The sequence below is a fragment of the Streptomyces sp. Ag109_O5-1 genome (assembly GCF_003814875.1).
In the GTDB taxonomy this organism is placed as follows: Bacteria; Actinomycetota; Actinomycetes; order Streptomycetales; family Streptomycetaceae; genus Streptomyces; species Streptomyces sasae.
The window spans coordinates 6,214,889-6,240,042 of the sequence record NZ_RKQF01000001.1 but is presented as its reverse complement, the minus strand read 5'-3'; the positions used below and the strand labels follow the sequence as shown (position 1 = coordinate 6,240,042).

The following is a 25,154-nucleotide window of genomic DNA, read 5'->3' as shown; positions in this document are numbered from 1 at the left end:
CCGTAATACAGCGGCATGTGCCCCTTTTGTCACGTACATCACGGACCAAACGGGACGCGCTTGTGAATGCATTCACATTCACAAGCCATTATGACGCACTGATTATCGAAGGACGAAGGGGGGTCGCACTTGAGCCGTTCGGCCCTCTCCGGACACAGCCGTACGGGGCCGACCGGCCCCGGAACACCGGCCGTGCGACCCCGTACGTGTGGACCTGCCAGGGGCTAGAGCTCCTTGCGGAACGCCTCCGCCACCTTCAGGAAGATGTCGTTCGCCTCGGTCTCGCCGACCGTCACCCGCACGCCCTCGCCCGGGAACGGCCGGACGACCACACCGTGCTCCTCGCAGAGCCCCGCGAAGGCCGCCGTACGCTCCCCCAGCCGCAGCCACACGAAGTTGGCCTGGGTCTCGGGCACCGTCCAGCCCTGGGCGCGCAGCGCTTCGACCACACGCTGCCGCTGGCACACCAGCGAGCCCACCCGGCCGAGCAGTTCGTCCTCCGCCTGCAGGGAGGCGATCGCCGCGACCTGGGCGATCTGGCTCACGCCGAACGGCACCGCCGTCTTGCGCAGCGCCGCCGCCACCGGCTCATGGGCGATGGCGAAGCCGACCCGCAGCCCGGCGAGACCGTACGCCTTGGAGAAGGTCCGCAGGACGCAGACGTTCGGCCGCTCACGGTAGAGCTCGACACCGTCCGGCACCTCGGGGTCGCGGATGAACTCGCGGTAGGCCTCGTCGAGGACCACCAGCACATCGCCCGGCACCCGGTCGAGGAACCGTTCGAGCTCGGCCCGCTTCACGACCGTGCCGGTCGGGTTGTTCGGGTTGCAGACGAAGATCAGGCGGGTGCGGTCGGTGATCGCGTCCGCCATCGCGTCCAGGTCGTGCACATCGCCGGGCGTCAGCGGCACCTGGACCGAGCGGGCACCGCTGATCTGCGTGATGATCGGGTACGCCTCGAAGGACCGCCAGGCGTAGATCACCTCGTCGCCGGGTCCGCTGGTGGCCTGGATCAGCTGCTGGGCGACGCCGACCGAGCCGGTGCCGGTGGCCAGATGCGAGAGCGGGACGCCGAAACGGTCCGACAACTCGTTCATCAGACCGGCACAGGCCATGTCCGGGTAGCGGTTGAAGGACGAGGCCGCCGCGGTCACGGACTCCATCACGCTGGGAAGCGGGGGATAGGGGTTCTCGTTGGAGGACAGCTTGTAGGCGACCGGACCGTCGGCCGCGGCGGGCTTGCCCGGCTTGTAGGTGGGGATACCCTCCAGCTCGGCGCGCAGCTTGGGGCTCGTCTCGCTCACCGCAGTCCTCCTCGCGACCTCCGGCGGACCGTCCGCGCCGCCGGCATCCAATACTGCTCACCTTATGAGGATTCGGCCCCCCTGCGTACAGCTGCGGAGCGAGTGAGAAGCCGGGCGGCCTGACCTCACCCGCCCCATAGGCATCACGGGCATCACCATACGAAGGCGCATTTATCGGGGGCGCGCCCTACATATATCTACGCGCCGGTAGCTCACGCCGTGGCGCGCATCACCCGTGAAGGTGAGTTGAGACCTCTTCGAAACATCGAGCACTTGGCAGGCCCATCCGTGCCGACAAGTCACGTCTCACCATTGGATCGTTCAACTGACTTTCTTTCTAAGGTAGTTAACCCTCTTTGACCTTGCAGAAACGTGCCTGTCAACGCGTGCATATGCGTCCGCACTACCCCACCGCATGAGCCCTACTATCGGCTCGCCATGACAGCAGCAGGGAAGCACCAGGTGAGCCGCGCGGAAACCTCTCGGCGAGGCAGCCGGCCGGGCCGGGCAGGCATCAGAGACGTGGCCGCCGCCGCCGGAGTCTCCATCACGACCGTCTCCGACGCCCTGAACGGCAAGGGCCGGCTCCCGGACGCCACCAGGCGCCACGTCCGCGAGGTCGCCGACCGGCTGGGATACCGCCCCTCGGCCGCCGCCCGCACCCTCCGTACCGGCAAGTCGGGACTCATCGGCCTGACCGTCACGACGTACGGGGATGAACCTTTCACCTTCACCGAGTTCGCGTACTTCGCCGAGATGGCGCGGGCCGCCACCTCGGCCGCGCTCGCCCGCGGCTACGCCCTGGTCATCCTGCCCGCGACCTCGCGCCACGACGTGTGGTCGAACGTGGCCCTGGACGGCACGGTCGTCATCGACCCCTCCGACCAGGACCCGGTCGTCAGCGAGCTGGTCCGGCAGGGCCTGCCGGTGGTCTCCGACGGCCGCCCGGCCGGCTCGCTCCCGGTCACGGCCTGGGTGGACAACGACCACGAGGCCGCCGTCCTCGGCATCCTCGACCATCTCGCCGACGCGGGCGCCCGCCGGATCGGCCTGCTCACGGGCACGACGACGGACACGTACACCCATCTGTCGACCACCGCCTACCTGCGCTGGTGCGAACGCGTCGGCCAGGACCCGGTCTACGAGGCCTACCCGGCACACGACCCGTGCGCGGGCGCCGTCGCCGCCGACCGGCTGCTCGCCCGCCCTGACCGCCCCGACGCCGTCTACGGCCTGTTCGACCCCAACGGCACCGATCTGCTCGCCGCCGCCCGCCGCTACGGGCTGCGCGTCCCCGACGACCTGCTGCTGGTCTGCTGCAGCGAGTCGACCGTGTACGCCAACACCGAGCCGCCCATCACCACGCTCTCCCTGAAGCCGCGCCGCATCGGCACGGCGGTCGTACAACTGCTCATCGACGCGATCGAAGGGGTCGAGTCGGACCAGCCCGTCGAGCAGGTGATACCGACCGAACTGATCGTGCGTACCTCCTCCCAGCGACGGCCGCAGCGCACGACGGTGAGCCCGCCGCGGGCACCGGAGGAGGGGTAGCACGGGCACGCCGAGAGCCGGACGGCGCACCCGCCGGGCGTCGTCGGATGGCGGCCGGCAGGTGAACGGCGGATGGACGAAGCCCTGCCCAACCGGGGCGAAAGCCGCGCCGAACCGGAGTCCTGCCCGGATTCACCACCCCTGGGTCATCACACGGCGCGACGGGCATTCCTATGATGGGCCCACGACACCGCGGGCCGCTGCGACCAGGCAGTCCGATGCGGTGCAGATGCGGCGTGATGGTGGAGGGGTCTGATGACTCAGGGGGCCGGTCAGGGACCCGAGACGGAGCGGACGGCGACGTTGCGCGACTTCCGGGTGCCCGCGTACGTCAACGAGACCGGTCCGTACGTCGACAGCACGCATCCCGGCGACGTCGTCCCGCCGCTCGACGAGGCGTACCCGGAGGGCTATCCGGACGGGTACACGCCCACCCAGCGCGACCTGCCGGTCATCAACCGCGGCGACACGCTCCAGCTGCCCGTCGAACCGGCCGCCGCCCCGGTCGCGCAGGCCGCGGCCGGCCCCGGCCCGCTGTACGTCGTCGGTGACGTGCACGGCTACTTCGACGAGCTGATCACCGCCCTGCGGGAGCAGGGGCTGATCGACGCGGACAGGCACTGGTGCGCGGGCACCGCACGGCTGTGGTTCCTCGGCGACTTCACCGACCGGGGTCCGGACGGCATCGGCGTCATCGACCTGGTGATGCGGCTGTCGGCCGAGGCGGCCGCCGCCGGCGGCTACTGCAAGGCGCTGATGGGCAACCACGAACTGCTGCTGCTCGGCGCCAAGCGGTTCGGCGACACCCCCGTCAACTCCGGCGCGGGCACCGCCACCTTCCAGGCGGCCTGGCTGCTCAACGGCGGCCAGAAGACCGACATGGACCGGCTCCAGGACCACCACCTCCAGTGGATGGCCCGCCTGGACGCGGTCGAGGAGGTCGACGGATATCTGCTGGTGCACTCGGACACCACCGCCTACCTCGACTACGGCGACTCGATCGAGGCGGTCAACGACACCGTCCGCGAGACCATCACCCGTAACGACGCGGATGAGGTCTGGGATCTCTTCCGCAAGTTCACCAAGCGCTTCTCCTTCCGTGACGAAGGGGGTGCAGACGCCGTCCGTTCCCTTCTCGATACGTACGGCGGCACCCGAATCGTTCACGGACACAGCCCGATTCCCTATCTGCTGGGGGAAGTCGGCTCCGAGGACGACGAAGAGGGCACCGGCCCCGTGGTGACGGGGCCGCACATCTACGCCGACGGGCTCGCCATCGCCATGGACGGCGGAGTGACCATGGCCGGAAAGCTGCTGGTTAGGCAACTTCCTCTGGACAACTGAGGGTTCGGCAGGCTGTTCTGTCCCTCCGGCGTCGCACGCGGGTCACCCCCAATTTCCGGCAACCCCCTGTCACCGCGTGCCTTAACGGCTCTACCATCGGTTTATCCGTAGCAGGCTCCCCTCCGTTTCTGCCCGACGGCTCGCCGGCGTGCGAGCCCCAAGCCCTACGGAGCATCGGGGGATGCACATGAACAGCGTTCCGCAGCACCTGCTCAGTGAGGACCGCCAGGAATACGAGCGGATCCTCGATGAGGCGCTGCGCTCCGCCCCTTACCGTCCAGAACTGGCCGGTATAGGCCAGCATTTGAACACCGAACAGCTGCGCACCATGGCGCTCAACGCCACCGCACTGATCACGGCGGCCGCGGCGACCGAGTACCAGCACTATGTAAAGGTCCGCGAGGAACTGCGCAATCCGGCGCGGTCCACCCCGGCCACCGTCCAGGAGTCCGGCTCGGCAGAGTCGGGCACGGGCGGTGCACTGGGGCTCGCCACCACCCTCGGCGGGGCAGCCGAGACCACCGGCGCGGGCGCTGTCGCCGTCGTCGCGGTCCTGGCCCCCGTCCTCGCCGGCACCGCCGCGGCGATCTTCCTGCTCGTCGGCTACGTCCTGAAGATGCTGGACCCGTCTCGCACCTTCGCCCGGACCATGCTCACCGCCGGCTGGGTGTTCGGTGCCGTGACCGCGGCCGCCATCCTGCTGGCAGGTGTGGGGCTGCTGCTCACCGCACTGCGCAACAGCCCCTCGCTGGAGGCCGGAGCCTACGGCGAGCCCGGCGGGGAGGTGGCCAAGGCCCGGGAGGCCTGGCGGGACGCCCTGCTGGAGCGCGGCATCCTGCCCTTCCTGCGAGAAGCGCTGGCCACCGACCCCGGCACGGCCGGACTGCGCCGTACGACGCCGTCGGGCCCGGCTGGCCGGATGCCACGCCTCGGCTACGACCGCCCGGGCTTCAGCACCGACGACGGCACCGCGCCCGCCACCCGCCCGAGCTTCACCAGCCCGGACTACACCAGCCCGGACTACGGAGGCCCGGAGCACCAGCCGGAATAACCCGGCTTGCGCCCCCATCCGGGGGCGCAAGCCGGACACCCGGTCCACGGGGCCGGGCGCACCACCGGCAGGCTGGTCCTCGTCCCGTGAGGTAGCCGGCGCGCTATCGTCACGGAGATGAAGGTCCGTCACAAAGTGCGTGTGGTCCTCCTCGACGGCGACCATCTGGTGTTCCTGCGCCGAAGATGGCCCGGCGGATTCCCGTACTGGACGACTGTCGGCGGGAGCGTCGAACCCGACGACGCCGATCTCGACACGGCCCTGCGCCGCGAGGTCATGGAGGAACTCGGGGCCACGATCGGCCCTGCCACCGAGTTCCTGACCGTGACCGACCCGGGGGAGACGATCACCATCACCCAGCACTACTTCCTGGCCGACCTGCTGGACCTCCGTCCGGAGCGCCGCAGCGGTCCCGAACTCGACGCCCCCGACACAGGTGACTTCGATCCGGTCCGGGTCCCGCTGGACACCACAGCCGTGACCGCCCTCGGCCTCCACCCGCCGGAACTCACCGCCTACCTGCTGGAACACGTCGACACGTGGCGAGACCGGTAACCGACCGGCAGCCGGGAGCGGTTCAGTCCGCCAGCGGCAGATACACCCGGTTCCCGCTCGCCGCGAACTCCTTCGACTTCTGCAGCATCCCCTCCGCGACCTCCTCCGCAGACGCCCTCTCGGCCGCCGCGCCGCCGAACCTCTCCGTGATGCTCTGGCTGATCTTCATCGAGCAGAACTTCGGCCCGCACATCGAACAGAAATGGGCCGTCTTGGCGGGCTCCGCGGGGAGCGTCTCGTCATGGAACTCGCGGGCCGTGTCCGGGTCCAGGGCGAGGTTGAACTGGTCCTCCCACCGGAACTCGAAGCGGGCGTCGGACAGCGCGTCGTCCCACTCCTGCGCACCCGGGTGGCCCTTGGCGAGGTCGGCCGCATGAGCGGCGATCTTGTAGGTGATGACGCCGGTCTTGACGTCGTCCCGGTTGGGCAGGCCCAGGTGCTCCTTGGGCGTGACGTAGCAGAGCATCGCCGTGCCCCACCAGGCGATCATCGCGGCACCGATGCCGGAGGTGATGTGGTCGTACGCCGGCGCGACGTCCGTGGTCAGCGGGCCGAGCGTATAGAACGGAGCTTCATCGCAGATCTCCTGCTGAAGGTCGATGTTCTCCTTGATCTTGTGCATCGGGACATGGCCCGGGCCCTCGATCATGGTCTGTACATTGAAACGCCTGGCGATCCGGTTGAGTTCCCCGAGAGTGCGGAGCTCCGCGAACTGCGCTTCGTCGTTGGCATCCGCGATGGAGCCGGGGCGCAGACCGTCGCCCAGGGAGTACGTGACGTCGTACGCGGCGAGGATCTCGCAGAGTTCCTCGAAGTTCTCGTACAGGAACGACTCCTTGTGGTGCGCGAGGCACCAGGCCGCCATGATCGAGCCGCCGCGCGAGACGATGCCGGTCTTGCGGTTGGCGGTGAGCGGCACGTACGGCAGGCGCACGCCCGCGTGGACGGTCATGTAGTCCACGCCCTGCTCGGCCTGTTCGACGACCGTGTCCTTGTAGATCTCCCAGGTCAGCTCCTCGGCCCTGCCGTCCACCTTCTCCAGGGCCTGGTAGAGCGGCACCGTGCCGATGGGGACGGGGGAGTTGCGCAGCACCCACTCGCGGGTGGTGTGGATGTTGCGTCCGGTGGACAGGTCCATGACCGTGTCGGCGCCCCAGCGGGTCGCCCAGGTCATCTTCTCGACCTCCTCCTCGATGGAGGAGGTCACCGCCGAGTTGCCGATGTTGGCGTTGACCTTCACCAGGAACCGCTTGCCGATGATCATCGGCTCGATCTCCGGGTGGTTGACGTTGGCGGGCAGTACGGCCCTGCCCGCCGCGATCTCCTCACGGACCACCTCGGGAGAGACGTTCTCGCGGATGGCCACGTACTCCATCTCCGGGGTGATCTCGCCCCGGCGGGCGTACGCGAGTTGCGTGACCGCCTCGCCGTCACGGCTGCGGCGCGGCTGACGAGGGCGGCCCGGGAAGACCGCGTCCAGGTTGCGCAGACCGCCACGGGGCGAGGTGTGCTTGATCCCGTCGTCCTCTGGACGGACGGGCCGGCCCGCGTATTCGGCGGTGTCACCGCGGGCGACGATCCAGTTCTCCCGCAGCGGCGCAAGGCCCCTGCGGACGTCGGTCTCGACGAGCGGATCGGTGTACGGGCCGGAGGTGTCGTAAAGCGTGACCGACTGCCCGTTGGTGAGATGCACCTGACGGACCGGCACCCGCAGGTCGGGGCGCGAGCCCTCGACATATCCCTTGTGCCAGCCGATGGACTTCCCGGCCTCCTGGGAGGATTCACCCGCAATGGGCGCTTCGTCCTGGCGGAAGGCAGGCGTGCGTGCGTCCTTGTTGGTCATGAGACCTACTCCCTACGCCGGCATTACCCGGTAACAGGTTCGGCGGTCGACGCAGCGGCTTCCGTCGGGCGGCGTTTCATGTGAAACATCACTCGTTCCACGTGAAACATCGCGAATACGGAGGTCAGCGCCCTCTCAGCCCGGTGCTCCGAGCTCCCGCGTGTGCAAAGGTGCCTCCACGCTAGCGTCAATTCGGGCGCGGTGAACAGAGGGCCCCTGCCGTTCTTGCGATGATCGGGCGGTGACCTCGACACAACAGCACCCCTATCCACCCCCCGAACCAAGACGGGGCGGTGGATCCGGCCACGGGGGCCACGGTGCCGGTGACGGACACAACCACGGGCAGGGGCAGCAGTACAGCCACGAGCCCTCCCACGGACACGACAACGACCATGTCCACCACGACGACACCGGCCATGCCCACGGCCACCCGCCCGGTCGGAGCACCGGCCAGGGCGGCTCCGTGTCCGGCGGCGGGCACGGTCACTCGCACAGCCACAGTCACGGTCCCGCCGCACCGGTCTCCAAGCATCTGCGCAAGGTCATCGCGGCGATCCTCATCCCCTTCACCGCCGCGGTCGTGGTCGGCATGGTGGTGCTGTGGCCCGGCGGAGCCCCGCCGCACGAGCGCACCGGCGTCGGCTTCGACCGCCAGACACAGTCGGCCACGGTCACCAAGGTCGTCTCGGTCGACTGCAAGTCGGTCAACGCCTCCGGGAGCGGTTCGATCGGCGACACCTCCACCAGCGAGGACGGTTCCACGAAGGAGGGGTCCGGCGGCACCTGCAAGAAGGCGACGGTCCGCGTCGACACCGGCAAGGACAAGGGCCGTACGTTCACCGAGATCGTGCAGCCCGACCAGTCACGGCAGTTGCACCAGGGCGAGCAGGTCGTGGCCGCCTACGAGCCCTCGGCGCCGAAGGACCTGCAGTACTCGGTCACCGATGTGAACCGGAAGTTCCCGATGGCGCTGCTGGCCGGGATCTTCGCGCTCGCCGTCGTGGTGGTGGGGCGGCTGCGCGGTGTCATGGCGCTGGTCGCGCTGGCCGTCAGCTTCCTGGTGCTGACCCTGTTCATCCTGCCGGCGGTGCTGCAGGGCTCGAACCCGCTGCTGGTGGCGGTGGTCGGGTCGAGTGCCATCATGCTGATCGCCCTGTACATGTGCCACGGGCTGTCGGCCCGGACCTCGGTGGCGGTGCTCGGCACGCTGGTCTCACTGTGCCTGATCGGCGTCCTCGGCTCGGAGTTCATCGACTGGGCCGCGCTCACCGGCAACACCGACGACAGCACCGGTCTGATCCACGGCCTGTACCCGTCGATCGACATGAGCGGTCTGCTGCTGGCCGGCGTCATCATCGGTTCGCTGGGAGTCCTGGACGATGTGACGGTGACCCAGACGTCGGCGGTCTGGGAGCTGCACGAGGCCAATCCGACGATGGGCTGGCGAGGGCTGTACCGGGCGGGCATCCGTATCGGACGCGACCACATCGCCTCCGTCGTCAACACCCTCGTCCTGGCCTATGCGGGCGCCGCGCTGCCGTTGCTGTTGCTCTTCTCGATCGCGCAGAGCAGCGTGGCAACGGTCGCCAACAGCGAGCTGGTGGCCGAGGAGATCGTGCGCACGCTGGTCGGCTCGATCGGCCTGGTCGCCTCGGTGCCGGTCACCACGCTGCTCGCGGCCCTGGTGGTGTCGGCCGACCGGCCGGGCGAGAAGGCGGTCCTCCCCGTGGAGGCCGCGTCCGCTCCGCCGCGCGGCGGCGGCCGGGGGCGGCGCCGGAAACGGTGAGAGGGCCATGGACGGGCCTGCGGGAGGGCGTGGGCGGCCGGTGAGGGCGGAAGCGTCAGGCACTGGCCCGAGGATGCGCAGAAGCGTTCCTGCATATCCTCGGGCGGCTCGGCGGAGCGGCCTCGCGCCCCGTGCCGTAACGCTTCAGCCGGCGCTCTGCTCCTCGGCCAGGATGCGGTCCAGGGCTTCGTCGAGGTGGGCGTCGAAATCGGCGAGCGCACCTTCCTGACCGAGCGGGACCAGCTTGTCCGTGCGGTCGAGGAAGGCCACCAGCGGGGGCGCCGAGGACCGGAACACCGCCTGGTCACCGCCGACCTGAAGCCGGATCAGCACCTCGCCCAGCACCTCGGAGTCGGCGGGCGCGATATGCACATCGCCTTCCCCGCACGGCCTGCCCACCCCGTCGATCAGCAGCTCACGGCCGAAGGCCCAGGTGACCGGCGCGTCCCCGGGCAGATGGAAGGTGAGCCGCACGGCATACGGATCACAGGTCTCGTAACACAACTCCACGGGGATGCGGAAGGAGAGCTCCTCCGAGACGAGAAAGCTCATCATGACTTCAGCTTGTACGGACTCGCGCATCGCCTACCCCGTCATATGACACCGACTGGCCGGGATTTACCCCTGTAATGGTGGTCAAATCTTGCTGAACGTACACAGCAGATCACAAGGAGTGAGTTTTCAGATACTGATAGCGATCGCCAGAGAGCCCAGATGCCGTCCCACCTCGGCCTGCAACTGCCGGGCGGCGGGCAACAGCCGGTCGGCCTGGTGGAGGGGGAGGGAGATGGCCATCGTGGCGGCCGTGGTGCCGACGGTGATGGGAATCGCCGCACACACCGTGCCCAGCGCATACTCCTGGCGCTCCACCACCGGCTCCATCCGCCGTGTCCGCTCCAGACGCCGCAGCAGCGCATGGCCGTCACGGACGGTGTACGGGGTGATCGCCTGCACGGGGTAGCGGTCGAGGTGGTCACGGCGGACGTTGTCGTCCAGCTGGGAGAGCAGACACTGGCCGATGGCGTGCGCGTGCCCGGTCTCGCGGAAGTCCGCCCACTCCTCGACCGCCGGGATACCCGGGGAGTCGGAGACACAGATGACCTCGATCTCGCCGTCCCGGTACATCGCGTAGTACACCGGCACACCGATCGAATCCCGCCAGTGAGCGAGGGTGTCGACGACCGCGCTGCGACGTTTCTGCTGCGCTCCACTGCTGCTCAGCCGCTCCGCCGCTTCACCGAGGAAGAACAGCCCCTTGTCACGGTGCAGATAGCCCTCGTGGACCAGGGTGCGCAGCAGGTGGTAGGCGGTGGGCAGCGCGAGGCCGGTCTCGCGGGCCAGTTGTTTGGCGGGGGCGCCGTGTTCGTGTCCGGCGACGCATTCCAGCAGGCGCATCGCACGCTGCACGGAGCCGATGAGCGTGGCCGAGTGCGGCTGTGCGGGGTCGGCCGGTCCGGCCGGCCGCTGCACGGGGGGTGTGCTGGAACATCGTTGGGCGGGGGGTGCGGGATGGTCCGTGGGTGCGGGGGTGGCGTCAAGCGTGGCCAAGGGTCACTCCCGGAGCGCGAGGGGGTCAGCGACTCTAACCGTCTGTCGCCGCTCCCGGTCGGCCCGTGCGCGAAACTTCCCTCCCCCGAGGGAACCGGTGATTCCTGTTACCGGACACCGATTCCCACGGTCGTCACCAGTCGCTCTTGGACGAGGAGTTCGACATGAACTTCCGCACGATGTAGATCAGTCCGCCGACCAGCGCCACGAAGATCAGCACCTTGAAGAGCAGGTAGGCCAGGAAGCCGACGACGGCGCCGATCAGACCGCCGAACACCGCCAGCGCGATGACCGGCACCGCGATCCACTTCACCCACCACGGCAGACCTGTGAAGATCTCTCGCATTGCCCTGTCCTCAGCTTTCTCGTGCGCTCCGGCACGTAGGTCTCGTGCGTCCCGCACGATGCGATGTCCTGCACCCGATGCTAGAGCCGCGAGGGGGTCGTACGGGGGCCTGCGATCCCTTGTCCTCCCCTGACCCTTCCCCTAGGGAACCCGGGGGTCCGGGGTCAGGCCTCGGGCGGAGAGAAGACGACCAGAACCCTCAGATCCTCGCTGATGTGATGGAACTTGTGGGCCACCCCGGCGGGCACGTACACGACGCTGCCCCGCGCCACCTGCGTGGTCTCCATGCCGACGGTGATCGAAGCGCGGCCGCTGACGACGAAGTAGACCTCGTCCTGCTTGTGCGGCTGTTGCGGGTCGTGCGAGCCCGCGTCAAGGGCGTAGAGGCCGACGGACATGTTCCGTTCCCGCAGGAACTGCAGGTAGGCCCCTTCGTTGGCGGCGCGCTCCGCCTCCAGTTCGTCCAGCCGGAATGCCTTCATCGCAGTTGTCGCCCTCGCCTCACTATTTGCATCCGATCTCGTCTGTCACGATCAGACACATGAAGAATTTCGTAGTCAAGACGATCGCCAACGCGGGCGCCCTGGCGGTCGCCGTGTGGCTGCTCGACAAGATCACCCTGACCGGCGACAGCACGACCAAGAAGGTCTGGACGCTGATCCTGGTCGCCCTGGTCTTCGGCCTGGTGAACTTCCTGGTCAAGCCGATCGTGAAGATCCTGACCTTCCCGCTGTTCATCCTCACGCTCGGCCTGATCACCCTGGTGGTCAACGCGCTGATGCTGCTGCTGACGTCCTGGGTGTGCGACAAGCTGAACCTGAGCTTCCACGTTGAGGGGTTCTGGACCGCCGTGCTGGGCGGACTGATCATCTCGGTCGTGTCCTGGGCCCTGAACATGATCCTTCCCGACTCGGACTGAGGATCCGATGACCTACCGCGTCTGCTTCGTCTGCACGGGCAACATCTGCCGTTCCCCGATGGCCGAGTCCGTCTTCCGCGCCCGCGTGGCCGAGGCCGGGCTGGACGACCGCGTCGAGGTCGACAGTGCCGGCACGGGCGGCTGGCACGAGGGCGACGGCGCCGACCCGCGCACCGTCCGCGTCCTCGAGGAGCACGGCTACGACAGCGACCACACCGCCCGCCAGTTCCAGGCGTTCTGGTTCGCCCGCCTCGACCTCGTGATCGCCCTCGACTCGGGCCATCTCAAGGCCCTGCGCCGCCTCGCCCCCAGCGAGGAGGACGCCCGCAAAGTGCGGCTGCTGCGCTCCTATGACACGGCCGCCGGCGACGACCTCGACGTACCGGATCCGTACTACGGCGGTCTGGACGGCTTCGAGGAGTGTCTTGAGATGGTGGAGGCGGCGAGTGAAGGCCTGCTCGCCGCGGTACGGGACGAAGTGGAGGCAACGGCGTCATGAGCGAGGCGCCCATGGGCGAGGGCACACGCGCGGTGCGCGCGGGGCTGCCCAAGCCGGTCAAGAACGAGCCGACCCTGCCCGGGCCGGTGTTCGCCGCACACTTCCATCTGCCGGGCGAGGTGGGCGGCCCGTACGCCTATGGACGCGACGAGAACCCGACCTGGACCCATCTGGAGCGGGCCATCGGCGAGTTGGAGGCGCCTGGCGATGACGACGTCGAGACGCTGGTGTTCGCCTCCGGCGTGGCGGCCATCGCGGCGGTGCTCTTCTCCCAGCTGAGCGCCGGTGACGCGGTGGTGCTGCCGTCCGACGGCTACCAGGTACTCCCCCTGGTCCGCGCCCAGCTGGAGGCGTACGGCATCGAGGTGCGCACCGCGCCGACCGCGGGCGGCGCCCAGCTCGACGTCCTGGACGGGGCGAAGCTGCTGCTGATCGAGTCGCCGTGCAATCCCGGGCTCGACGTGTGCGACATCCGCCGGCTCGCCGAGGCGGCACACGCGCGTGGCGCGCTCGTCGCCGTCGACAACACCCTCGCCACCCCGCTCGGCCAGCGGCCGCTGGCGCTGGGCGCCGACTTCTCCATGGCCAGCGGCACCAAACAGCTCACCGGGCACGGGGACGTCCTGCTGGGCTACGTCGTCGGACGCGACGCGGCGGCCATGGCCGCCGTGCGCCGCTGGCGCAAGATCATCGGGGCGATCTCCGGGCCGATGGAGGCCTGGCTGGCCCACCGCTCCCTCGCCACCCTCCAGTTGCGGGTGGACCGGCAGAACGAGACCGCGCTGCTGCTCGCGGAGGCGCTGCGCGAGCGGCCCGAGGTCACCGGGTTGCGCTACCCGGGGCTGCCCGACGACCCCGCGCACAAGATCGCCTCGCAGCAGATGCGCCGCTACGGCTCGGTGATCTCCTTCACGCTGCCCACGCGCGCGCGTGCCGAGCGCTTTCTCGGGCTGTTGCGGCTGGTCGACGACGCGACGAGCTTCGGCGGGGTGCGCTCCACGGCCGAGCGGCGGCGCCGCTGGGGCGGGGACGACGTACCGGAGGGCTTCATCCGGCTGTCGGTCGGGGCGGAGGATCCCGAGGACCTGGTGACCGATGTGCTCCGCGCACTCGACGAGTCGGATCGGTGACCGGATTACGGACGCCGTCGCAGATCCGACTACGTATAACGGACGGTCCGAGCCTCCCCCCTCGTGGCTCGGACCGTCCCGGTTCCCGCGCGCCAAGAACCGCGCGACCAAGGCTAGTTGACTCTGCGTCAGTGTCCAATCACTGTAGCGGCAGAGACCTATCGACTTATTTATACTTAGGAACCTGTCCGGGGGCCGGCGCAAGGACAGGGGGGAAGGGGAGGGCGTGCGATGGATCTGGCCTTGCTGCGCACCTTCGTGACCGTGCACCGGGCAGGCTCCTTCACCCGCGCCGCCGCCCTGCTCGGGCTCTCGCAGCCGGCCGTGACGTCCCAGATCCGGACCCTGGAACGGCAGTTGGGCCGCCCTCTCTTCCTGCGGCAGGCCCGTGGGGTGACCCCCACGACCATCGGCGACGAACTCGCCCACAAGGCCGCCCCGCATCTCGACGCCCTTGTGGAGATAGCGGAGCGCGGCCTCGACGACGAGTCCTCGGTGCGCACCCTGCACCTCGCGGGACCGCCCGAGTTCACCGCCGAACGCGCCCTGCCCGCCCTCACCGAACTCGCCGGCGACGACGGCCAGGGTTTCGCACTGCGCGCCTCGTTCGGGAACGCCGAGGAGACGCTGGAAGGGCTGTCCGCCGGACACCATGACCTGGCCATCAGTACGGCCCGGCCGCGCGGTGCCCTGCTCACCGCCACCGCGCTCTGCGACGAGGAGCACGTACTGGTCGCCGCTCCGCGCTGGGCGGAGGAGATCGGCACCGGGACGGTGCGCGACAAGGGTGCGCCCGCTCTGGAGAACCTGCCCGTCGTCGAGGTGCATGAGTCGCTGCCGTTCGTCTCGCGCTATTGGGGCTCCGTGTTCGACACCCTCCCGGCCGCCTCCGGCACGGTCGTGGTGCCCGATCTGCGCGCAGTCCTCGCCTGTACGGTCGCCGGCGCCGGCCTCGCGGTACTGCCCCGCTATCTGTGCGCCATCGCTCTGGAGCGCGGTGAGGTCATGGCGCTGCACGAACCCGCGGTGCCGCCGCTGCGGACGTACTTCCTGGTCGTGCGTACCGGCACGCTCGCCATGCCGCATGTGGCGCGGGCGCACGAGTGGCTCCACCACGCGGCCGTGGACTGGGGCTGAGCGGGTTGTCCGGGTTCACGCGGTGCGACCGTGCGGTGGCGCTTCGCGATGTTTCACGTGGAACCAGCTGGGCCACATTTCTCCCATGACCGTCCGACCCGTGGTCAAGCGCACCGCACGCGCCGTTCTTCTGGACGGCGACGACCTGATTCTGATCAAGCGCACCAAGCCAGGTGTCGATCCCTACTGGGTCACTCCCGGTGGCGGGGTCGAGCCGGAGGACACCACCGTCGTCGACGCCCTGCACCGCGAGGTGCACGAGGAACTCGGCGCCAAGATCACCGATGTCGTGCCCTGCTTCGTGGACACCGTGGAGCACATCGGCGACAACGGCAGCGCGACCGGTGTGAAGGTGCAGCACTTCTTCGTCTGCCGGCTGGAGTCCATGGACCCGGCGCTACGGCACGGTCCCGAGGTCGACGAGCCCACGGGCGAGTACGAGATCGTGCGTGTTCCCTTCACCCGCGTCGGGATCGCCTCCGTGCACCTCGTACCGCTGTCCCTGCGGCACTATCTGGACGGCAACATCGAGGGCGTACGGGCCATGCACGCTCCCGACCTCGGCTGACGGCTCAGTCGCCGACGACGACCAGTTCCTCGACCGAGTCGTGCCGTATGCGGTGCCCGGGGATGCCCACGTCCCGCAGTGCGTGCACCCCGTTGCGGATCATGCCGGGCGGTCCCGAGAGATAGCCGTCGTACTCGGTCCACGGGCCGTAGGCACGGATGGCGTCAGGGAGCTGGAGGTGCGCGTGCTGGTCGACGATCGCGCGCACCGCGAGCCAGGGATGGTTCTGCTGGAGCCGGAGCAGGGTGTCGATGTCGTACAGGTCGTGGTCGGTGCGGGCGCCGTAGAACACCTCGACCGGGCGGCGCGAGCCACGTTCGGCGATGTCCTCGACCAGTGCCTTGATGGGGGCGATACCGGTGCCTCCGCCCAGGCAGAGCAGTCCGTCGTCCCTCGTGTGGTCGACCGTCATCGAGCCGCCAGGCGGGCCGAGGCGGACGATGTCACCGGGACGGGCACGGTGCACCAGCGCGTTGGAGACCCAGCCCGCCGGAACGGCCTTCACATGGAACGTGAGCAGACCGTCCGAACGGGGCGCCGAGGCGAAGGAGTAGTGCCGCCAGACCCGCGGCCACCAGGGCGTCTCCATACTCGCGTACTGCCCCGCGAGAAAGGGGTACGGCTGGTCCGGGCGGACCGTGAGAACCGCGACGTCCGCGGTCCTGAGGTCGTGCGCGACGACCTCCGCGTGCCACCAGGCCGGTGCGCGCAGCTCGTCCGCCGCGGCAGCGTCGATCATGACCTGGGACATCGTCGTGTACGCCCGTACCCAGGCCGCCTCCGTCTCCGGGTCCCAGATGGCCGAGGCGTACTTGCTCAGCGCGCTGATGAGGCATTCACCGACGGCCGGGTAGTGCCCGGCGTGGGTGCCGTACTTGCGATGGCCGCGCCCCAGGTTCCGGAGGTACTCGACCAGGACGGGCGTGTTGTCGATGTGCTCGGCGGCGGTGAGCAGCGCCTTCAGCAGCCGGTCGCGCTGGGTGTCCATCGCGGCCGGGAACAACGACCGCAGTTCGGGGTGACGGACGAAGAGCAGTGCGTAGAAGTACGAGGTGACCTTGTCGGCGATGGGACCGACCTCGGCCATGGTGCCGCGGATACGGACCGCATCCGGGGAGGCGGCCGGCGGCGCCTGCACGCTGCGCTGAGGGGGGACGCGCTGCCCGCTGTACGGGGCCTGGGCGGCTCCCTGGGGGCGTCCCTGCGCCGGCGTCGGCCGTATTCGCTCCTGGGGCTCCGCGGGAGCGGGACGACCGCCCTGAGGCGCCTCCTGCCAGCCGACCGGAGGCTCGGCAGCGGGCTCGACCGGAGGCTGGGAGGGGGGCGGCGTGAACCAGTTGCCCCCCTCGTTGCCCGCCGATGTGGTGGTCGGAGCATCCATGGTGTGCCTCGCCTCGAACATCTTTCGGTCGGTCTGCGTGCTTCCTCGCTCGGAAGGTGCTTGCTTTCCCCCGCTGGCGGCCAGCTCTTCCCGGTCCGGCCCGTGGCCGACGGCCACATTGAACCCGTGCTCCCCTCGCGTACGGACAAGTACGGCGAGAGTGTGACAAGGGCCGCAGTCACTCCAGCCGGAGCGGCGCGCCCCGGACGGGAACCGGAGTCGACCCTACCGGCCGCTGCCCCGCACACAAGTCCGCCTTCCCTCCCCCCGTGAATCCAACAACGGGCGAACCATCGATTCCCTCAATTACCAGGCGGCGCACGCCAATTCATAGGCATCCCATAGATCCCGGCCCGTGTAGGAGTACGTCGCGAGTCCGGCGAGATGTCCGTCCGCATTGACCGCGACAGACACCGGAACCGCGGCGAACAAATCCCTGTCCGACATCGAATCGCCGTAGGCGACACAGTCCGCTCGAACGACCCCGAACCGCTCGCACAAGCGGTCCGCGATGGTCACCTTGGCCGCGGCGCTGAGCACTCCGGCCGGATCCACCGGCTCGACGAACGGCACCGCCGGAAAGCGCGATCCGAAAGCGGCATGGGCTCCCCAGTCCAGCAGTCGTTCCACGAAGAACGAGGGTGAGAGCGAGATCACCGCGCAGTAGTCCCCCGATTCCCTGATCTCGGCCCAGACGTCCCGAATGCGGGCCAGCCACGGCGCACCGTCGAATGCCGCCGCCACCTGTGCTTCGGTCAGCTCCGACCAGAGGTCGTACACCCGTGCCGCATACTCCGGCGGATCTATCCGTCCCGCCGAAATCGCCCGATCAAGCTCCATCGCCTCGGTTTCCAGGCCGAGTTGACGGGAGATCTCGACGGGTGCGGTCGAGCCGTGGAGCAATGTGCCGTCAAGATCGAAGAAATGAAGTCTCGCCATGAGCCCGAGGCTAGTGGCGAGCGGTCACCGCTCCTCGTGGAGGCCTCGGACGGTGGCCGCCGGGCGATGTTTCACGTGAAACGTCCCTCGCCTGTCCAGGGGCTGTGCTCAGGACTACGGCATGGCCAAAAGCACGTGTGTCCACCTCGAAACAGGTGGACGCCAGGGGTGCCGGTCGGACAGCCTGACCTGCGTGCCCACTCCTTCCGTCGCCGCTCTGCCCATTCGCCGACTGACGCCACGCGATCTCACCGCCTGCGCCGACTTGTCCGAGGATCGGGGGTGGCCGCGTGAGGAACACAAGTGGCGTTTCCTTCTCACGGCCGGGAAGGGGTACGGCATCGACGACCCCGCCGGGGGCCTGGTCGCCGCCTGTGTCCTGACGGAGTACGGCCCGGGGGAACGCCCGGATCTCGGCGCGATCGGCATGGTCCTGGTAGCCGGACGGCATGCCCGGCAGGGCATCGGACGCCGGCTGATGCGGCACATCGTCTCAGCGACGGGGACGACTCCCCTGACTCTGTACGCGACGCCGTACGGCCGTCCGCTCTATGAGGAGCTGGGGTTCAAGACCACGGGACGCTCGGAGATGCTGTCCGGGCCCTTCACACCGTGCGGGCCCGAGCCCCGGGTGGCTACACGAGCGGCCACCGCGGAGGACCTCGGCTCCATCCTCAGGCTGGACGAGGAGGTGTTCGGGGCCGACCGCACCCCCCTCATCACCCGGCTGCCCGCGTTCTCGGACCGGCTGCGTGTGGCCGTGGACGACGGCCGGATCGTCGGATACGCGGCCGCCTGGCCCAACATGGACACCCATGTCGTCGGTCCGCTGATCGCCCGCGACACGGAGACCGCAAAGTCCCTCATCGCCTCGCTCGCCTCCCAGACCGACCGCCCGCTCCGTACCGACATCGACGTCCGGCACGAGGAACTGTTGGCATGGGCGAAGGAGCGCGGCCTGGCCTCCGTCGCCGTGAACTCCGTCATGGTGTACGGCATCACGGAGCTGCCGGGTGACTGGACACGGCGGTTCGCGCCGCTGACCGTGGCGGCGGGCTGAAGACTCCTCGGTACACGGAACGCCGGCTCCCTCGGAGGAGCCGGCGTTCCGTGTTGAGCGGGGTGCTGTCAGACGAGTGCCTGTACGGCGGCGGTGGCGAAGCCGTGGTCCTGGTCGGGCGCGCCGCCGCCGACACCGACCGCCCCGATCAGCCGGCCGTCGCGGTGGACGGGGACACCGCCCGCGATGAACAGCAGCGGCCGGTCGAGCGCCGTGGGCAGGGTGTGGAAGAGGCCCCCGGGCTGGACGGCGTCGACGAGATCGGCGGTGGGGGCGTCGAGCTGAAGCGCCGTGTAGGCCTTGCGGGTACTGGTCTCACCCGAGATCAGCACCGCGCGGTCGTCACGCCGGAAGGCCAGCAGATGGCCCCCGGCGTCCAGGACGGTGACGCTGACGGTGACCCCGGCGGCCTCGGCGGCGTTCCGGGCCGCGGTGACCAGCAGTTCGGCGTCCTGGGTGGTGAGGGGGGCTACGGTGGTGGTGCTCATGGTTCTCCTTGGATGGTGCTGAGGTGCGGTGAGCGGCTTGGGCTGCTCAGTGGTGGACCGGCGCCGGCTGCCCGGCGGGGTTGCCGCCCGTGACCACGGCGCTCGGGGCGCTGTCACGGCGCTCCAGCGCGGCCGACAGGACGGCGAGGACGAGGGCGGCCGCGGCGAGGGCGGCGCCGACCCAGTTGGGGGAGGTGTAGCCGAAGCCGGCGGTGATCACGATGCCGCCGAGCCAGGCGGACAGGGCGTTACCGAGGTTGAAGGCGCCGATGTTCACGGCCGAGGCCAGGGTGGGAGCGCCGTGCGCCTGGTCGAGGACGCGCTTCTGAAGTGGCGGGACGGTCGCGAAGCCCAGGGCGCCGATCAGGGCGACGGTCACGGCGGCCGCGATCTTGTTGTGTGCGGTGAGCGTGAAGAGGGCGAGTACGACGGCCAGGGCGCCGAGCGACACGTACAGCATGGGCATCAGGGCGCGGTCGGCGAACTTGCCGCCGATGAGGTTGCCGCCGACCATGCCGAGGCCGAAGAGGACCAGCAGCCAGGTGACGGAGCCGTCGGCGAAGCCGGCGACGTGGGTCATCATCGGCGCGATGTAGGTGACGGCGGCGAAGACCCCGCCGAAGCCGAGGACGGTCATCGCCATGGCGAGCAGGACCTGGGCGTTCTTGAACGCGGCCAGCTCGTGCCGCAGGTGCACGCCTTCCGGCTTGGGCAGCTCGGGGACCAGTTTGGCGATTCCGGCCAGGCCGACGACACCGAGGGCGGCGACGACGGCGAAGGTGACGCGCCAGCCGACGTGCTGGCCGACCAGGGTGCCGAGCGGGACGCCGACGACATTGGCGACGGTGAGGCCGGTGAACATCATCGCGATGGCCCCGGCCTTCTTACTCGGGGCGACCAGCTCGGCCGCCACGACCGAGCCGATGCCGAAGAAGGCACCGTGCGCGAGGGAGGCGACCACACGGCCGATCAGCATGACGGCGAAGGTGGGGGCCACGGCGGACAGCAGGTTGCCGGCGATGAACAGGCCCATCAGCAGCATCAGCATTCGCTTGCGCGGGATCTTGGTGCCCAGGGCGGTCATCAGCGGGGCGCCGGCCACCACGCCGAGCGCGTAGCCGGTCACAAGGAGGCCGGCGGTGGGGATGGAGACCCCGAAGTCATCCGCGACCTCGGGCAGCAAGCCCATGATCACGAACTCGGTGGTGCCGATTCCGAAGGCCCCGATCGCGAGGGCCAGAAGCGCGAGAGGCATGGGGGACAACCTTCCCAGACGATTGCAGGTGCGCTTAACGTGCGTCCACAATAGTTGCAGACGCGGGCTATATGTAACCGAGGGATATTGCGAACCTGCCCTATCCTGGATCCAGCCGCTCCGGGACGGAGGAAAACGCCAATGACAGCAACTGACCCCGCGCTCACCGCCCTCGCGCAAGGCTGGTGCGCCCTCTCCCTGCTGCACGGGAGGATCGAGGCGCACATCGAGCGCGCCCTGCAGGCGCAGCACGACCTCAGCGTGCGCGAGTACTCCCTGCTCGACGTCCTCAGCAGGCAGCACGACGACGAAGGGGGCCATCTGCAGATGAAGCAGGTCGCCGACGCGGTCGTCCTCAGCCAGAGCGCCACCACCCGGCTGGTGACCCGCCTTGAGGACCGAGGCCTCCTGGAGCGCTACCTCTGCCCGACCGACCGGCGGGGCATCTACACGAACGTCACCGAGGACGGGCTGCGACTGCTCGAAGAGGCACGCCCCACCAATGACTCGGCACTGCGCGAGGCGCTCGACGAGGCGGCCAGGAACCCCGAGCTCGCTCCCCTGGTCCGGGTCGTGGAGTCGCTCAACGTGCCCGCATAGGCTGCAAGCATGGGAGATCTCGAAATCCGTGCTGCGGTCGCCGCCGACATACCAGCCATCGTCGGCATGCTCGCCGACGACCCGCTCGGCGTCCGGCGCGAGTCACCGGACGACCTCGCGCCCTACCTGGACGCCTTGGAGCGGCTCAGCGCCGATCCCAACCAGCAACTCGTCGTCGCCGTACGCGAGGGCCGTGTCGTGGGCACGCTCCAGCTCACGGTCATCCCCGGGCTCTCCAGGCGCGGCGCCACCCGGTCGATCATCGAAGGGGTACGGATCCACTCCGATGAGCGCGGCAGCGGGCTGGGCACCCGGTTCATCGAGTGGGCGATCGACGAATCCCGCCGCCAGGGCTGCCAGTTGGTGCAACTGACATCGGACAAGTCACGTACCGATGCCCACCGTTTCTACGAGCGGCTCGGCTTCACCGCCTCACACACGGGCTTCAAGCTCGAAATCTGAACAGTGGGGTGGCGGTGTTTCACGTGAAACACCGCCACCCCACACCCGTCGGCGGTCAGTCGATCCCCCGCCATCCCTCGGGATCCACCCCACCGGGCACGGGAGCCGTCTCGTCGTACGGCTGACGCGTGAACACGAACGAACCGAGGTCCAGGTGGCTCACGGTGCCGTCCGGGCGTCGTACGGGCCGTAGAAGCTCTCCGGCGTAGTAGCCCTCCAGACCGGTCCAGGTGCCGTCGCCGTTGCCCCGGAAGCGTGCCCGGCGGCCGGCGCCCGAGAGCGGACCCAGCGAGACAAGCCCGTTGGCCGTCACCCGCAGCGCGAAGGCATGGGTGCCCCAGTACCACTGGCCCGCCAACTCCAGCACGTCCTTGTCGACTTGAGCTAGGGGACGCCAGGGATCGGGGATGCGCGGTTCGGCCTCCGCGACGATTCGGACGAGGTCGGCACCGACGGCCGACAGCAGCGGGCCGGAGGTGCAGTTCGCCAGCACCACGGCGGCCACGTCCTCCTCCACGCTGATGGTGAGGCCGGCCAGGAAGCCGGGCAGTGAGCCGGAGTGCCCGACGAGCAGCCTGCCGTCGCGGCGCTGGATCTGCATGCCGAGGCCGTAGGTGGCACCGTCCAGTACGTCGGAGGGCTCGGCGGGAGCCGCCGGGGTACGCATCTCCCGTACCGATTCGGCGCTCAGCACCCGGTCGTCACCGGCTGCCAGGAACACGGCGAAGCGGGCCAGGTCACCGGTGGTCGACCAGAGCTGCCCGGCAGGCGCCATCCGGCCGAGGTCCTCCAGCGGTTCCGGGAGCATCGCGTCGGCCCAGGGATGCACCGCCCAGCCACCCGCGTGCGGCGCCTGCGGCTGGGCGCTCGTACGGTCGAGCCCCAGGGGTTCGAGCACCTCGCGCCGGAGCGCCTCCTCCCAGGGGGCAGCGCGGAGTTCCTCGACCAACGCGCCGAGCAGGGTGTAACCGGGGTTGGAGTAGTGGTGGCGGCGGCCGACAGGGTGCAGGAGAGGCTGTTCGCCGAGGACGTCGCTCAGCTCCGGCCGGAGCGAGCCCGGCGTGCGCTCCCACCAGGGTGCGGGCGACTCGGCCGCCAGCCCGCCGGTGTGCGCCAGGAGTTCGGCGATCGTCACCTCCCCCGCACCGGTGCCCGGCAGATGCTTCTCCAGCGGATCGCCGAGGTCGAGCAGCCCTTCGTCCCGCAGCCGGAGCACCAGAACGGCCGTGAATGTCTTGGTGATCGAGCCGATCCGGTACTGCACGTTCTCATCGGGTCCGTGCCCGTCCACCGAGGTCCGGGCCCCGTGCCAGACAGCCCGCCCGCCCCGCACGACCGCCGCCACCAGTGACGGCGCCCGTCCTTCCGCCTGGGCAACGGCGATCCGATGCAGCAGCGCCCGTCGGGTGGCAGGGAGCAGCTCTTCCTGGGATGTCGTCATGCTCCCAGTCCACCCGGTGGACGGACCGGCGTCGAGTTCATTTCACCGGCAGCGCTGATCAGGTCTGAGCCATGTCCACGAAGCGGGAGTAGTGGCCCTGGAAGGCCACGGTGATCGTCGCGGTCGGGCCGTTTCGGTGCTTGCCGACGATGATGTCCGCCTCACCCGCGCGTGGTGACTCCTTCTCGTAGGCGTCCTCGCGGTGGAGCAGGATGACCATGTCGGCGTCCTGCTCGATGGAGCCGGACTCACGCAGGTCGGAGACCATCGGCTTCTTGTCCGTGCGCTGCTCGGGGCCACGGTTCAGCTGCGAGAGCGCGATCACCGGGACCTCCAGCTCCTTGGCCAGCAGCTTGAGGTTTCGCGACATGTCCGACACCTCCTGCTGGCGGCTCTCGGAGCGCTTGCCGCCCGACTGCATCAGCTGCAGATAGTCGATGATCACGAGCTTGATGTCGTTGCGCTGCTTGAGCCGGCGGCACTTGGCACGGATCTCCATCATCGACAGGTTCGGGGAGTCGTCGATGTAGAGCGGGGCGGCCGAGACGTCCGGCATCCGGCGGGCCAGCCGGGTCCAGTCCTCGTCCGTCATCGTGCCGGACCGCATATGGTGCAGGGCGACCCTCGCCTCGGCGGACAGCAGACGCATCGCGATCTCGTTGCGGCCCATTTCGAGGGAGAAGATGACGCTGGGCAGGTTGTTCTTGATGGACGCGGCCCGGGCGAAGTCCAGCGCGAGGGTGGACTTACCCATGGCGGGACGCGCGGCGATGACGATCATCTGGCCCGGGTGCAGGCCGTTGGTGAGCGAGTCCAGGTCCGTGAAGCCGGTGGGCACGCCGGTCATCTCGCCGGTGCGGGAGCCGATCGCCTCGATCTCGTCGAGGGCGCCCTCCATGATGTCGCCGAGCGGCAGGTAGTCCTCGCTGGTCCGCTGCTCGGTGACGGCGTAGATCTCCGCCTGGGCGCTGTTGACGATCTCGTCGATGTCGCCGTCGGCCGCGTATCCCATCTGTGTGATGCGTGTCCCGGCCTCGACCAGACGGCGCAGTACGGCCCGCTCGTGGACGATCTCCGCGTAGTACTCGGCGTTCGCCGCCGTCGGGACCGTCTGGACGAGGGTGTGGAGATAGGATGCGCCGCCGACCTTGTTGATCTCGCCGCGCTTGGTCAGCTCGGCGGCGATGGTGATGGGGTCGGCCGGCTCACCCTTCGCGTAGACGTCGAGGATCGCCTGGTAGATCGTCTCGTGGGCGGGCTTGTAGAAGTCGTGGCCCTTGAGGATCTCGACGACGTCGGCGATCGCGTCCTTGGACAGCAGCATGCCGCCGAGCACGGACTGTTCGGCGTCCAGGTCCTGCGGGGGAACCCGCTCGAAGGTGGCGCCGCCGCCGTCCCAGTCCCCGTTGTCCCGGCCCCGGTCGTGCCGGTCGTCCCTGCCCCGGCCGCCCTCACCGCGCCGACGGGAAGCGGGAAGACGATCACTGGGACCGGCGTCGGCCCACGGATCGTCCAAGGGCTCGGAAATGCTCACCGAGCCACCTCCTCCCGTCCGCCCGGCGGACCTCGCCATGCCCTCTTTTGTACGGCACGGCACTGACAACTAAGTCGTCCCATTCCGGTTCTGGACGCGTCGGTTTTATGAGGTTTCCGAGGCCGTGACAAGGAGCGGGCGCCGGACCACGTTAGGCCCGCGGGCACCGTCAGCCAATCTGGTTATCCACAGGCCATGTGGACGACGGTCCGTATGCTGTGGAGAACTCGCCAAAACCTGTGCACGACACGGTGGACAGCGCTGTGAACAAGCCCTCGATCTCCGTCAACAAATACCGCTGACCTGCAGCTTTCCCATCCACCGGCTGTGCAGAAGAAAAACTTTCCCGCTCGGATCAAGATCGCTTCGAACGGTGCGCGAACGCACGGACCACACAGCACAGAGTAAGGGTC

The 25,154-nt window shown here is 69.1% G+C and carries 25 protein-coding genes and 1 riboswitch; of the genes, 13 read left to right on the top strand and 12 right to left on the bottom strand.

The features are described 5' to 3' along the window. Positions 1 to 224: 224 nt before the first annotated feature. The gene (hisC, locus tag EDD90_RS28120) at positions 225 to 1,304 is read right to left on the bottom strand and encodes a histidinol-phosphate transaminase (RefSeq protein WP_123975766.1); all 1,080 of its coding nucleotides are present in this window, start codon (positions 1,302 to 1,304) and stop codon (positions 225 to 227) included. A 438-nt stretch (positions 1,305 to 1,742) separates the two neighbouring features. Here hisC and EDD90_RS28115 point away from each other — a divergent pair, with 438 nt between their 5' ends. From EDD90_RS28115 to EDD90_RS28100, 4 genes are all read left to right on the top strand, one after another. Then, positions 1,743 to 2,855 (top strand): LacI family DNA-binding transcriptional regulator, encoded by a 1,113-nt coding sequence (locus tag EDD90_RS28115; protein ID WP_123975765.1) that lies wholly within the window; start codon positions 1,743 to 1,745, stop codon positions 2,853 to 2,855. Positions 2,856 to 3,110: 255 nt separating this feature from the next. Beyond that, on the top strand, positions 3,111 to 4,199 hold the full coding sequence (locus EDD90_RS28110) for a metallophosphoesterase (protein WP_123975764.1): 1,089 nt from the start codon (positions 3,111 to 3,113) through the stop codon (positions 4,197 to 4,199). Positions 4,200 to 4,380: 181 nt separating this feature from the next. Then, a complete protein-coding gene (locus tag EDD90_RS28105; protein WP_123975763.1) occupies positions 4,381 to 5,250 on the top strand; it encodes a hypothetical protein in 870 nt (289 codons plus the stop codon). 117 nt (positions 5,251 to 5,367) lie between these two features. Beyond that, on the top strand, positions 5,368 to 5,805 hold the full coding sequence (locus EDD90_RS28100; protein WP_123975762.1) for an NUDIX domain-containing protein: 438 nt from the start codon (positions 5,368 to 5,370) through the stop codon (positions 5,803 to 5,805). A gap of 22 nt (positions 5,806 to 5,827) precedes the next feature. On the opposite strand, the gene thiC is transcribed toward EDD90_RS28100, so the two are convergent. Beyond that, a complete protein-coding gene (gene thiC, locus EDD90_RS28095) occupies positions 5,828 to 7,648 on the bottom strand; it encodes a phosphomethylpyrimidine synthase ThiC (protein ID WP_123975761.1) in 1,821 nt (606 codons plus the stop codon). After that, a riboswitch (TPP riboswitch) is annotated at positions 7,641 to 7,818 on the bottom strand. (Overlaps the previous gene by 8 nt.) 71 nt (positions 7,819 to 7,889) lie before the next feature. On the opposite strand from thiC, the gene EDD90_RS28090 reads away from it, so the two are divergent. Continuing rightward, positions 7,890 to 9,434, top strand: a complete 1,545-nt coding sequence (locus EDD90_RS28090; RefSeq protein WP_123975760.1) for a YibE/F family protein — start codon at positions 7,890 to 7,892, stop codon at positions 9,432 to 9,434. Positions 9,435 to 9,578: 144 nt separating this feature from the next. Here EDD90_RS28090 and EDD90_RS28085 read toward each other — a convergent pair whose 3' ends face one another. The 4 genes from EDD90_RS28085 to EDD90_RS28070 form a co-directional block, all read right to left on the bottom strand. Then, complete coding sequence (locus tag EDD90_RS28085) at positions 9,579 to 10,016, bottom strand: SsgA family sporulation/cell division regulator (protein ID WP_123975759.1); 438 nt, start codon at positions 10,014 to 10,016, stop codon at positions 9,579 to 9,581. Positions 10,017 to 10,115: 99 nt separating this feature from the next. Next, positions 10,116 to 10,904: an IclR family transcriptional regulator gene (locus EDD90_RS28080; RefSeq protein ID WP_260328763.1), complete on the bottom strand. Its 789-nt coding sequence runs from the start codon at positions 10,902 to 10,904 to the stop codon at positions 10,116 to 10,118. Positions 10,905 to 11,115: 211 nt separating this feature from the next. Continuing rightward, the gene (locus EDD90_RS28075; protein WP_123975758.1) at positions 11,116 to 11,328 is read right to left on the bottom strand and encodes a DUF5326 family protein; all 213 of its coding nucleotides are present in this window, start codon (positions 11,326 to 11,328) and stop codon (positions 11,116 to 11,118) included. Between the two features lie 164 nt (positions 11,329 to 11,492). Continuing rightward, positions 11,493 to 11,810 carry a cupin domain-containing protein gene (locus EDD90_RS28070; protein ID WP_123975757.1) on the bottom strand — a complete coding sequence of 106 codons (318 nt, stop codon included), beginning with the start codon at positions 11,808 to 11,810 and terminating at the stop codon, positions 11,493 to 11,495. 59 nt (positions 11,811 to 11,869) lie between these two features. Between EDD90_RS28070 and EDD90_RS28065 the strand changes: the two genes are divergently transcribed. From EDD90_RS28065 to EDD90_RS28045, 5 genes are all read left to right on the top strand, one after another. Further along, a complete protein-coding gene (locus tag EDD90_RS28065; RefSeq protein ID WP_123975756.1) occupies positions 11,870 to 12,247 on the top strand; it encodes a phage holin family protein in 378 nt (125 codons plus the stop codon). A gap of 7 nt (positions 12,248 to 12,254) precedes the next feature. Continuing rightward, entirely contained in the window at positions 12,255 to 12,746 is a 492-nt protein-coding gene (locus EDD90_RS28060; RefSeq protein ID WP_123975755.1) for a low molecular weight protein-tyrosine-phosphatase, read from the top strand. Then, positions 12,743 to 13,876, top strand: a complete 1,134-nt coding sequence (locus EDD90_RS28055) for a cystathionine gamma-lyase (RefSeq protein WP_123975754.1) — start codon at positions 12,743 to 12,745, stop codon at positions 13,874 to 13,876. The genes EDD90_RS28060 and EDD90_RS28055 overlap by 4 nt, the downstream gene beginning before the upstream one ends. A 231-nt stretch (positions 13,877 to 14,107) precedes the next feature. Beyond that, a complete protein-coding gene (locus EDD90_RS28050) occupies positions 14,108 to 15,013 on the top strand; it encodes a LysR family transcriptional regulator (RefSeq protein ID WP_123975753.1) in 906 nt (301 codons plus the stop codon). Positions 15,014 to 15,098: 85 nt separating this feature from the next. Beyond that, on the top strand, positions 15,099 to 15,581 hold the full coding sequence (locus tag EDD90_RS28045; RefSeq protein WP_123975752.1) for an NUDIX domain-containing protein: 483 nt from the start codon (positions 15,099 to 15,101) through the stop codon (positions 15,579 to 15,581). A 4-nt stretch (positions 15,582 to 15,585) separates the two neighbouring features. On the opposite strand, the gene EDD90_RS28040 is transcribed toward EDD90_RS28045, so the two are convergent. Both EDD90_RS28040 and EDD90_RS28035 read right to left on the bottom strand, forming a co-directional pair. Then, positions 15,586 to 16,983 (bottom strand): globin domain-containing protein, encoded by a 1,398-nt coding sequence (locus EDD90_RS28040; protein ID WP_185149250.1) that lies wholly within the window; start codon positions 16,981 to 16,983, stop codon positions 15,586 to 15,588. Positions 16,984 to 17,268: 285 nt separating this feature from the next. Beyond that, positions 17,269 to 17,901 (bottom strand): HAD family phosphatase, encoded by a 633-nt coding sequence (locus EDD90_RS28035; RefSeq protein WP_123975751.1) that lies wholly within the window; start codon positions 17,899 to 17,901, stop codon positions 17,269 to 17,271. 193 nt (positions 17,902 to 18,094) lie between these two features. Between EDD90_RS28035 and EDD90_RS28030 the strand changes: the two genes are divergently transcribed. Continuing rightward, positions 18,095 to 18,961 (top strand): GNAT family N-acetyltransferase, encoded by an 867-nt coding sequence (locus EDD90_RS28030; protein ID WP_123975750.1) that lies wholly within the window; start codon positions 18,095 to 18,097, stop codon positions 18,959 to 18,961. A gap of 68 nt (positions 18,962 to 19,029) precedes the next feature. Here the strand turns inward: EDD90_RS28030 and EDD90_RS28025 are convergent, their stop codons facing one another. Then, positions 19,030 to 19,449: a heme-binding protein gene (locus EDD90_RS28025; RefSeq protein WP_123975749.1), complete on the bottom strand. Its 420-nt coding sequence runs from the start codon at positions 19,447 to 19,449 to the stop codon at positions 19,030 to 19,032. 46 nt (positions 19,450 to 19,495) lie between these two features. After that, the gene (locus EDD90_RS28020) at positions 19,496 to 20,704 is read right to left on the bottom strand and encodes an MFS transporter (RefSeq protein WP_123975748.1); all 1,209 of its coding nucleotides are present in this window, start codon (positions 20,702 to 20,704) and stop codon (positions 19,496 to 19,498) included. Positions 20,705 to 20,845: 141 nt separating this feature from the next. Between EDD90_RS28020 and EDD90_RS28015 the strand changes: the two genes are divergently transcribed. Next, positions 20,846 to 21,304, top strand: a complete 459-nt coding sequence (locus tag EDD90_RS28015) for a MarR family winged helix-turn-helix transcriptional regulator (RefSeq protein WP_123975747.1) — start codon at positions 20,846 to 20,848, stop codon at positions 21,302 to 21,304. A 9-nt stretch (positions 21,305 to 21,313) separates the two neighbouring features. Continuing rightward, positions 21,314 to 21,766: a GNAT family N-acetyltransferase gene (locus EDD90_RS28010; protein WP_123975746.1), complete on the top strand. Its 453-nt coding sequence runs from the start codon at positions 21,314 to 21,316 to the stop codon at positions 21,764 to 21,766. Positions 21,767 to 21,821: 55 nt separating this feature from the next. On the opposite strand, the gene EDD90_RS28005 is transcribed toward EDD90_RS28010, so the two are convergent. Together EDD90_RS28005 and dnaB are read right to left on the bottom strand one after the other, a co-directional pair. Further along, on the bottom strand, positions 21,822 to 23,207 hold the full coding sequence (locus EDD90_RS28005) for a serine hydrolase (protein ID WP_123975745.1): 1,386 nt from the start codon (positions 23,205 to 23,207) through the stop codon (positions 21,822 to 21,824). A gap of 58 nt (positions 23,208 to 23,265) precedes the next feature. Next, positions 23,266 to 24,741: a replicative DNA helicase gene (gene dnaB, locus EDD90_RS28000; protein ID WP_123975744.1), complete on the bottom strand. Its 1,476-nt coding sequence runs from the start codon at positions 24,739 to 24,741 to the stop codon at positions 23,266 to 23,268. Between the last annotated feature and the right edge of the window lie 413 nt (positions 24,742 to 25,154).

Excerpts from the sequence above, each read along its gene's own strand:
- EDD90_RS28055 (WP_123975754.1), top strand. The coding sequence starts at position 12,743 with ATGAGCGAGGCGCCCATGGGCGAGGGCACACGCGCGGTGCGCGCGGGG.
- EDD90_RS28075 (WP_123975758.1), bottom strand. The coding sequence starts at position 11,328 with ATGCGAGAGATCTTCACAGGTCTGCCGTGGTGGGTGAAGTGGATCGCG.
- EDD90_RS28110 (WP_123975764.1), top strand. The coding sequence starts at position 3,111 with ATGACTCAGGGGGCCGGTCAGGGACCCGAGACGGAGCGGACGGCGACG.
- EDD90_RS28015 (WP_123975747.1), top strand. The coding sequence starts at position 20,846 with ATGACAGCAACTGACCCCGCGCTCACCGCCCTCGCGCAAGGCTGGTGC.
- EDD90_RS28060 (WP_123975755.1), top strand. The coding sequence starts at position 12,255 with ATGACCTACCGCGTCTGCTTCGTCTGCACGGGCAACATCTGCCGTTCC.
- EDD90_RS28050 (WP_123975753.1), top strand. The coding sequence starts at position 14,108 with ATGGATCTGGCCTTGCTGCGCACCTTCGTGACCGTGCACCGGGCAGGC.
- EDD90_RS28065 (WP_123975756.1), top strand. The coding sequence starts at position 11,870 with ATGAAGAATTTCGTAGTCAAGACGATCGCCAACGCGGGCGCCCTGGCG.
- EDD90_RS28070 (WP_123975757.1), bottom strand. The coding sequence starts at position 11,810 with ATGAAGGCATTCCGGCTGGACGAACTGGAGGCGGAGCGCGCCGCCAAC.
- EDD90_RS28105 (WP_123975763.1), top strand. The coding sequence starts at position 4,381 with ATGCACATGAACAGCGTTCCGCAGCACCTGCTCAGTGAGGACCGCCAG.
- EDD90_RS28040 (WP_185149250.1), bottom strand. The coding sequence starts at position 16,983 with ATGTTCGAGGCGAGGCACACCATGGATGCTCCGACCACCACATCGGCG.
- EDD90_RS28025 (WP_123975749.1), bottom strand. The coding sequence starts at position 19,449 with ATGAGCACCACCACCGTAGCCCCCCTCACCACCCAGGACGCCGAACTG.
- EDD90_RS28115 (WP_123975765.1), top strand. The coding sequence starts at position 1,743 with ATGACAGCAGCAGGGAAGCACCAGGTGAGCCGCGCGGAAACCTCTCGG.
- EDD90_RS28035 (WP_123975751.1), bottom strand. The coding sequence starts at position 17,901 with ATGGCGAGACTTCATTTCTTCGATCTTGACGGCACATTGCTCCACGGC.
- EDD90_RS28100 (WP_123975762.1), top strand. The coding sequence starts at position 5,368 with ATGAAGGTCCGTCACAAAGTGCGTGTGGTCCTCCTCGACGGCGACCAT.
- EDD90_RS28010 (WP_123975746.1), top strand. The coding sequence starts at position 21,314 with ATGGGAGATCTCGAAATCCGTGCTGCGGTCGCCGCCGACATACCAGCC.
- EDD90_RS28085 (WP_123975759.1), bottom strand. The coding sequence starts at position 10,016 with ATGCGCGAGTCCGTACAAGCTGAAGTCATGATGAGCTTTCTCGTCTCG.
- EDD90_RS28020 (WP_123975748.1), bottom strand. The coding sequence starts at position 20,704 with ATGCCTCTCGCGCTTCTGGCCCTCGCGATCGGGGCCTTCGGAATCGGC.
- EDD90_RS28045 (WP_123975752.1), top strand. The coding sequence starts at position 15,099 with ATGACCGTCCGACCCGTGGTCAAGCGCACCGCACGCGCCGTTCTTCTG.
- thiC (WP_123975761.1), bottom strand. The coding sequence starts at position 7,648 with ATGACCAACAAGGACGCACGCACGCCTGCCTTCCGCCAGGACGAAGCG.
- EDD90_RS28005 (WP_123975745.1), bottom strand. The coding sequence starts at position 23,207 with ATGACGACATCCCAGGAAGAGCTGCTCCCTGCCACCCGACGGGCGCTG.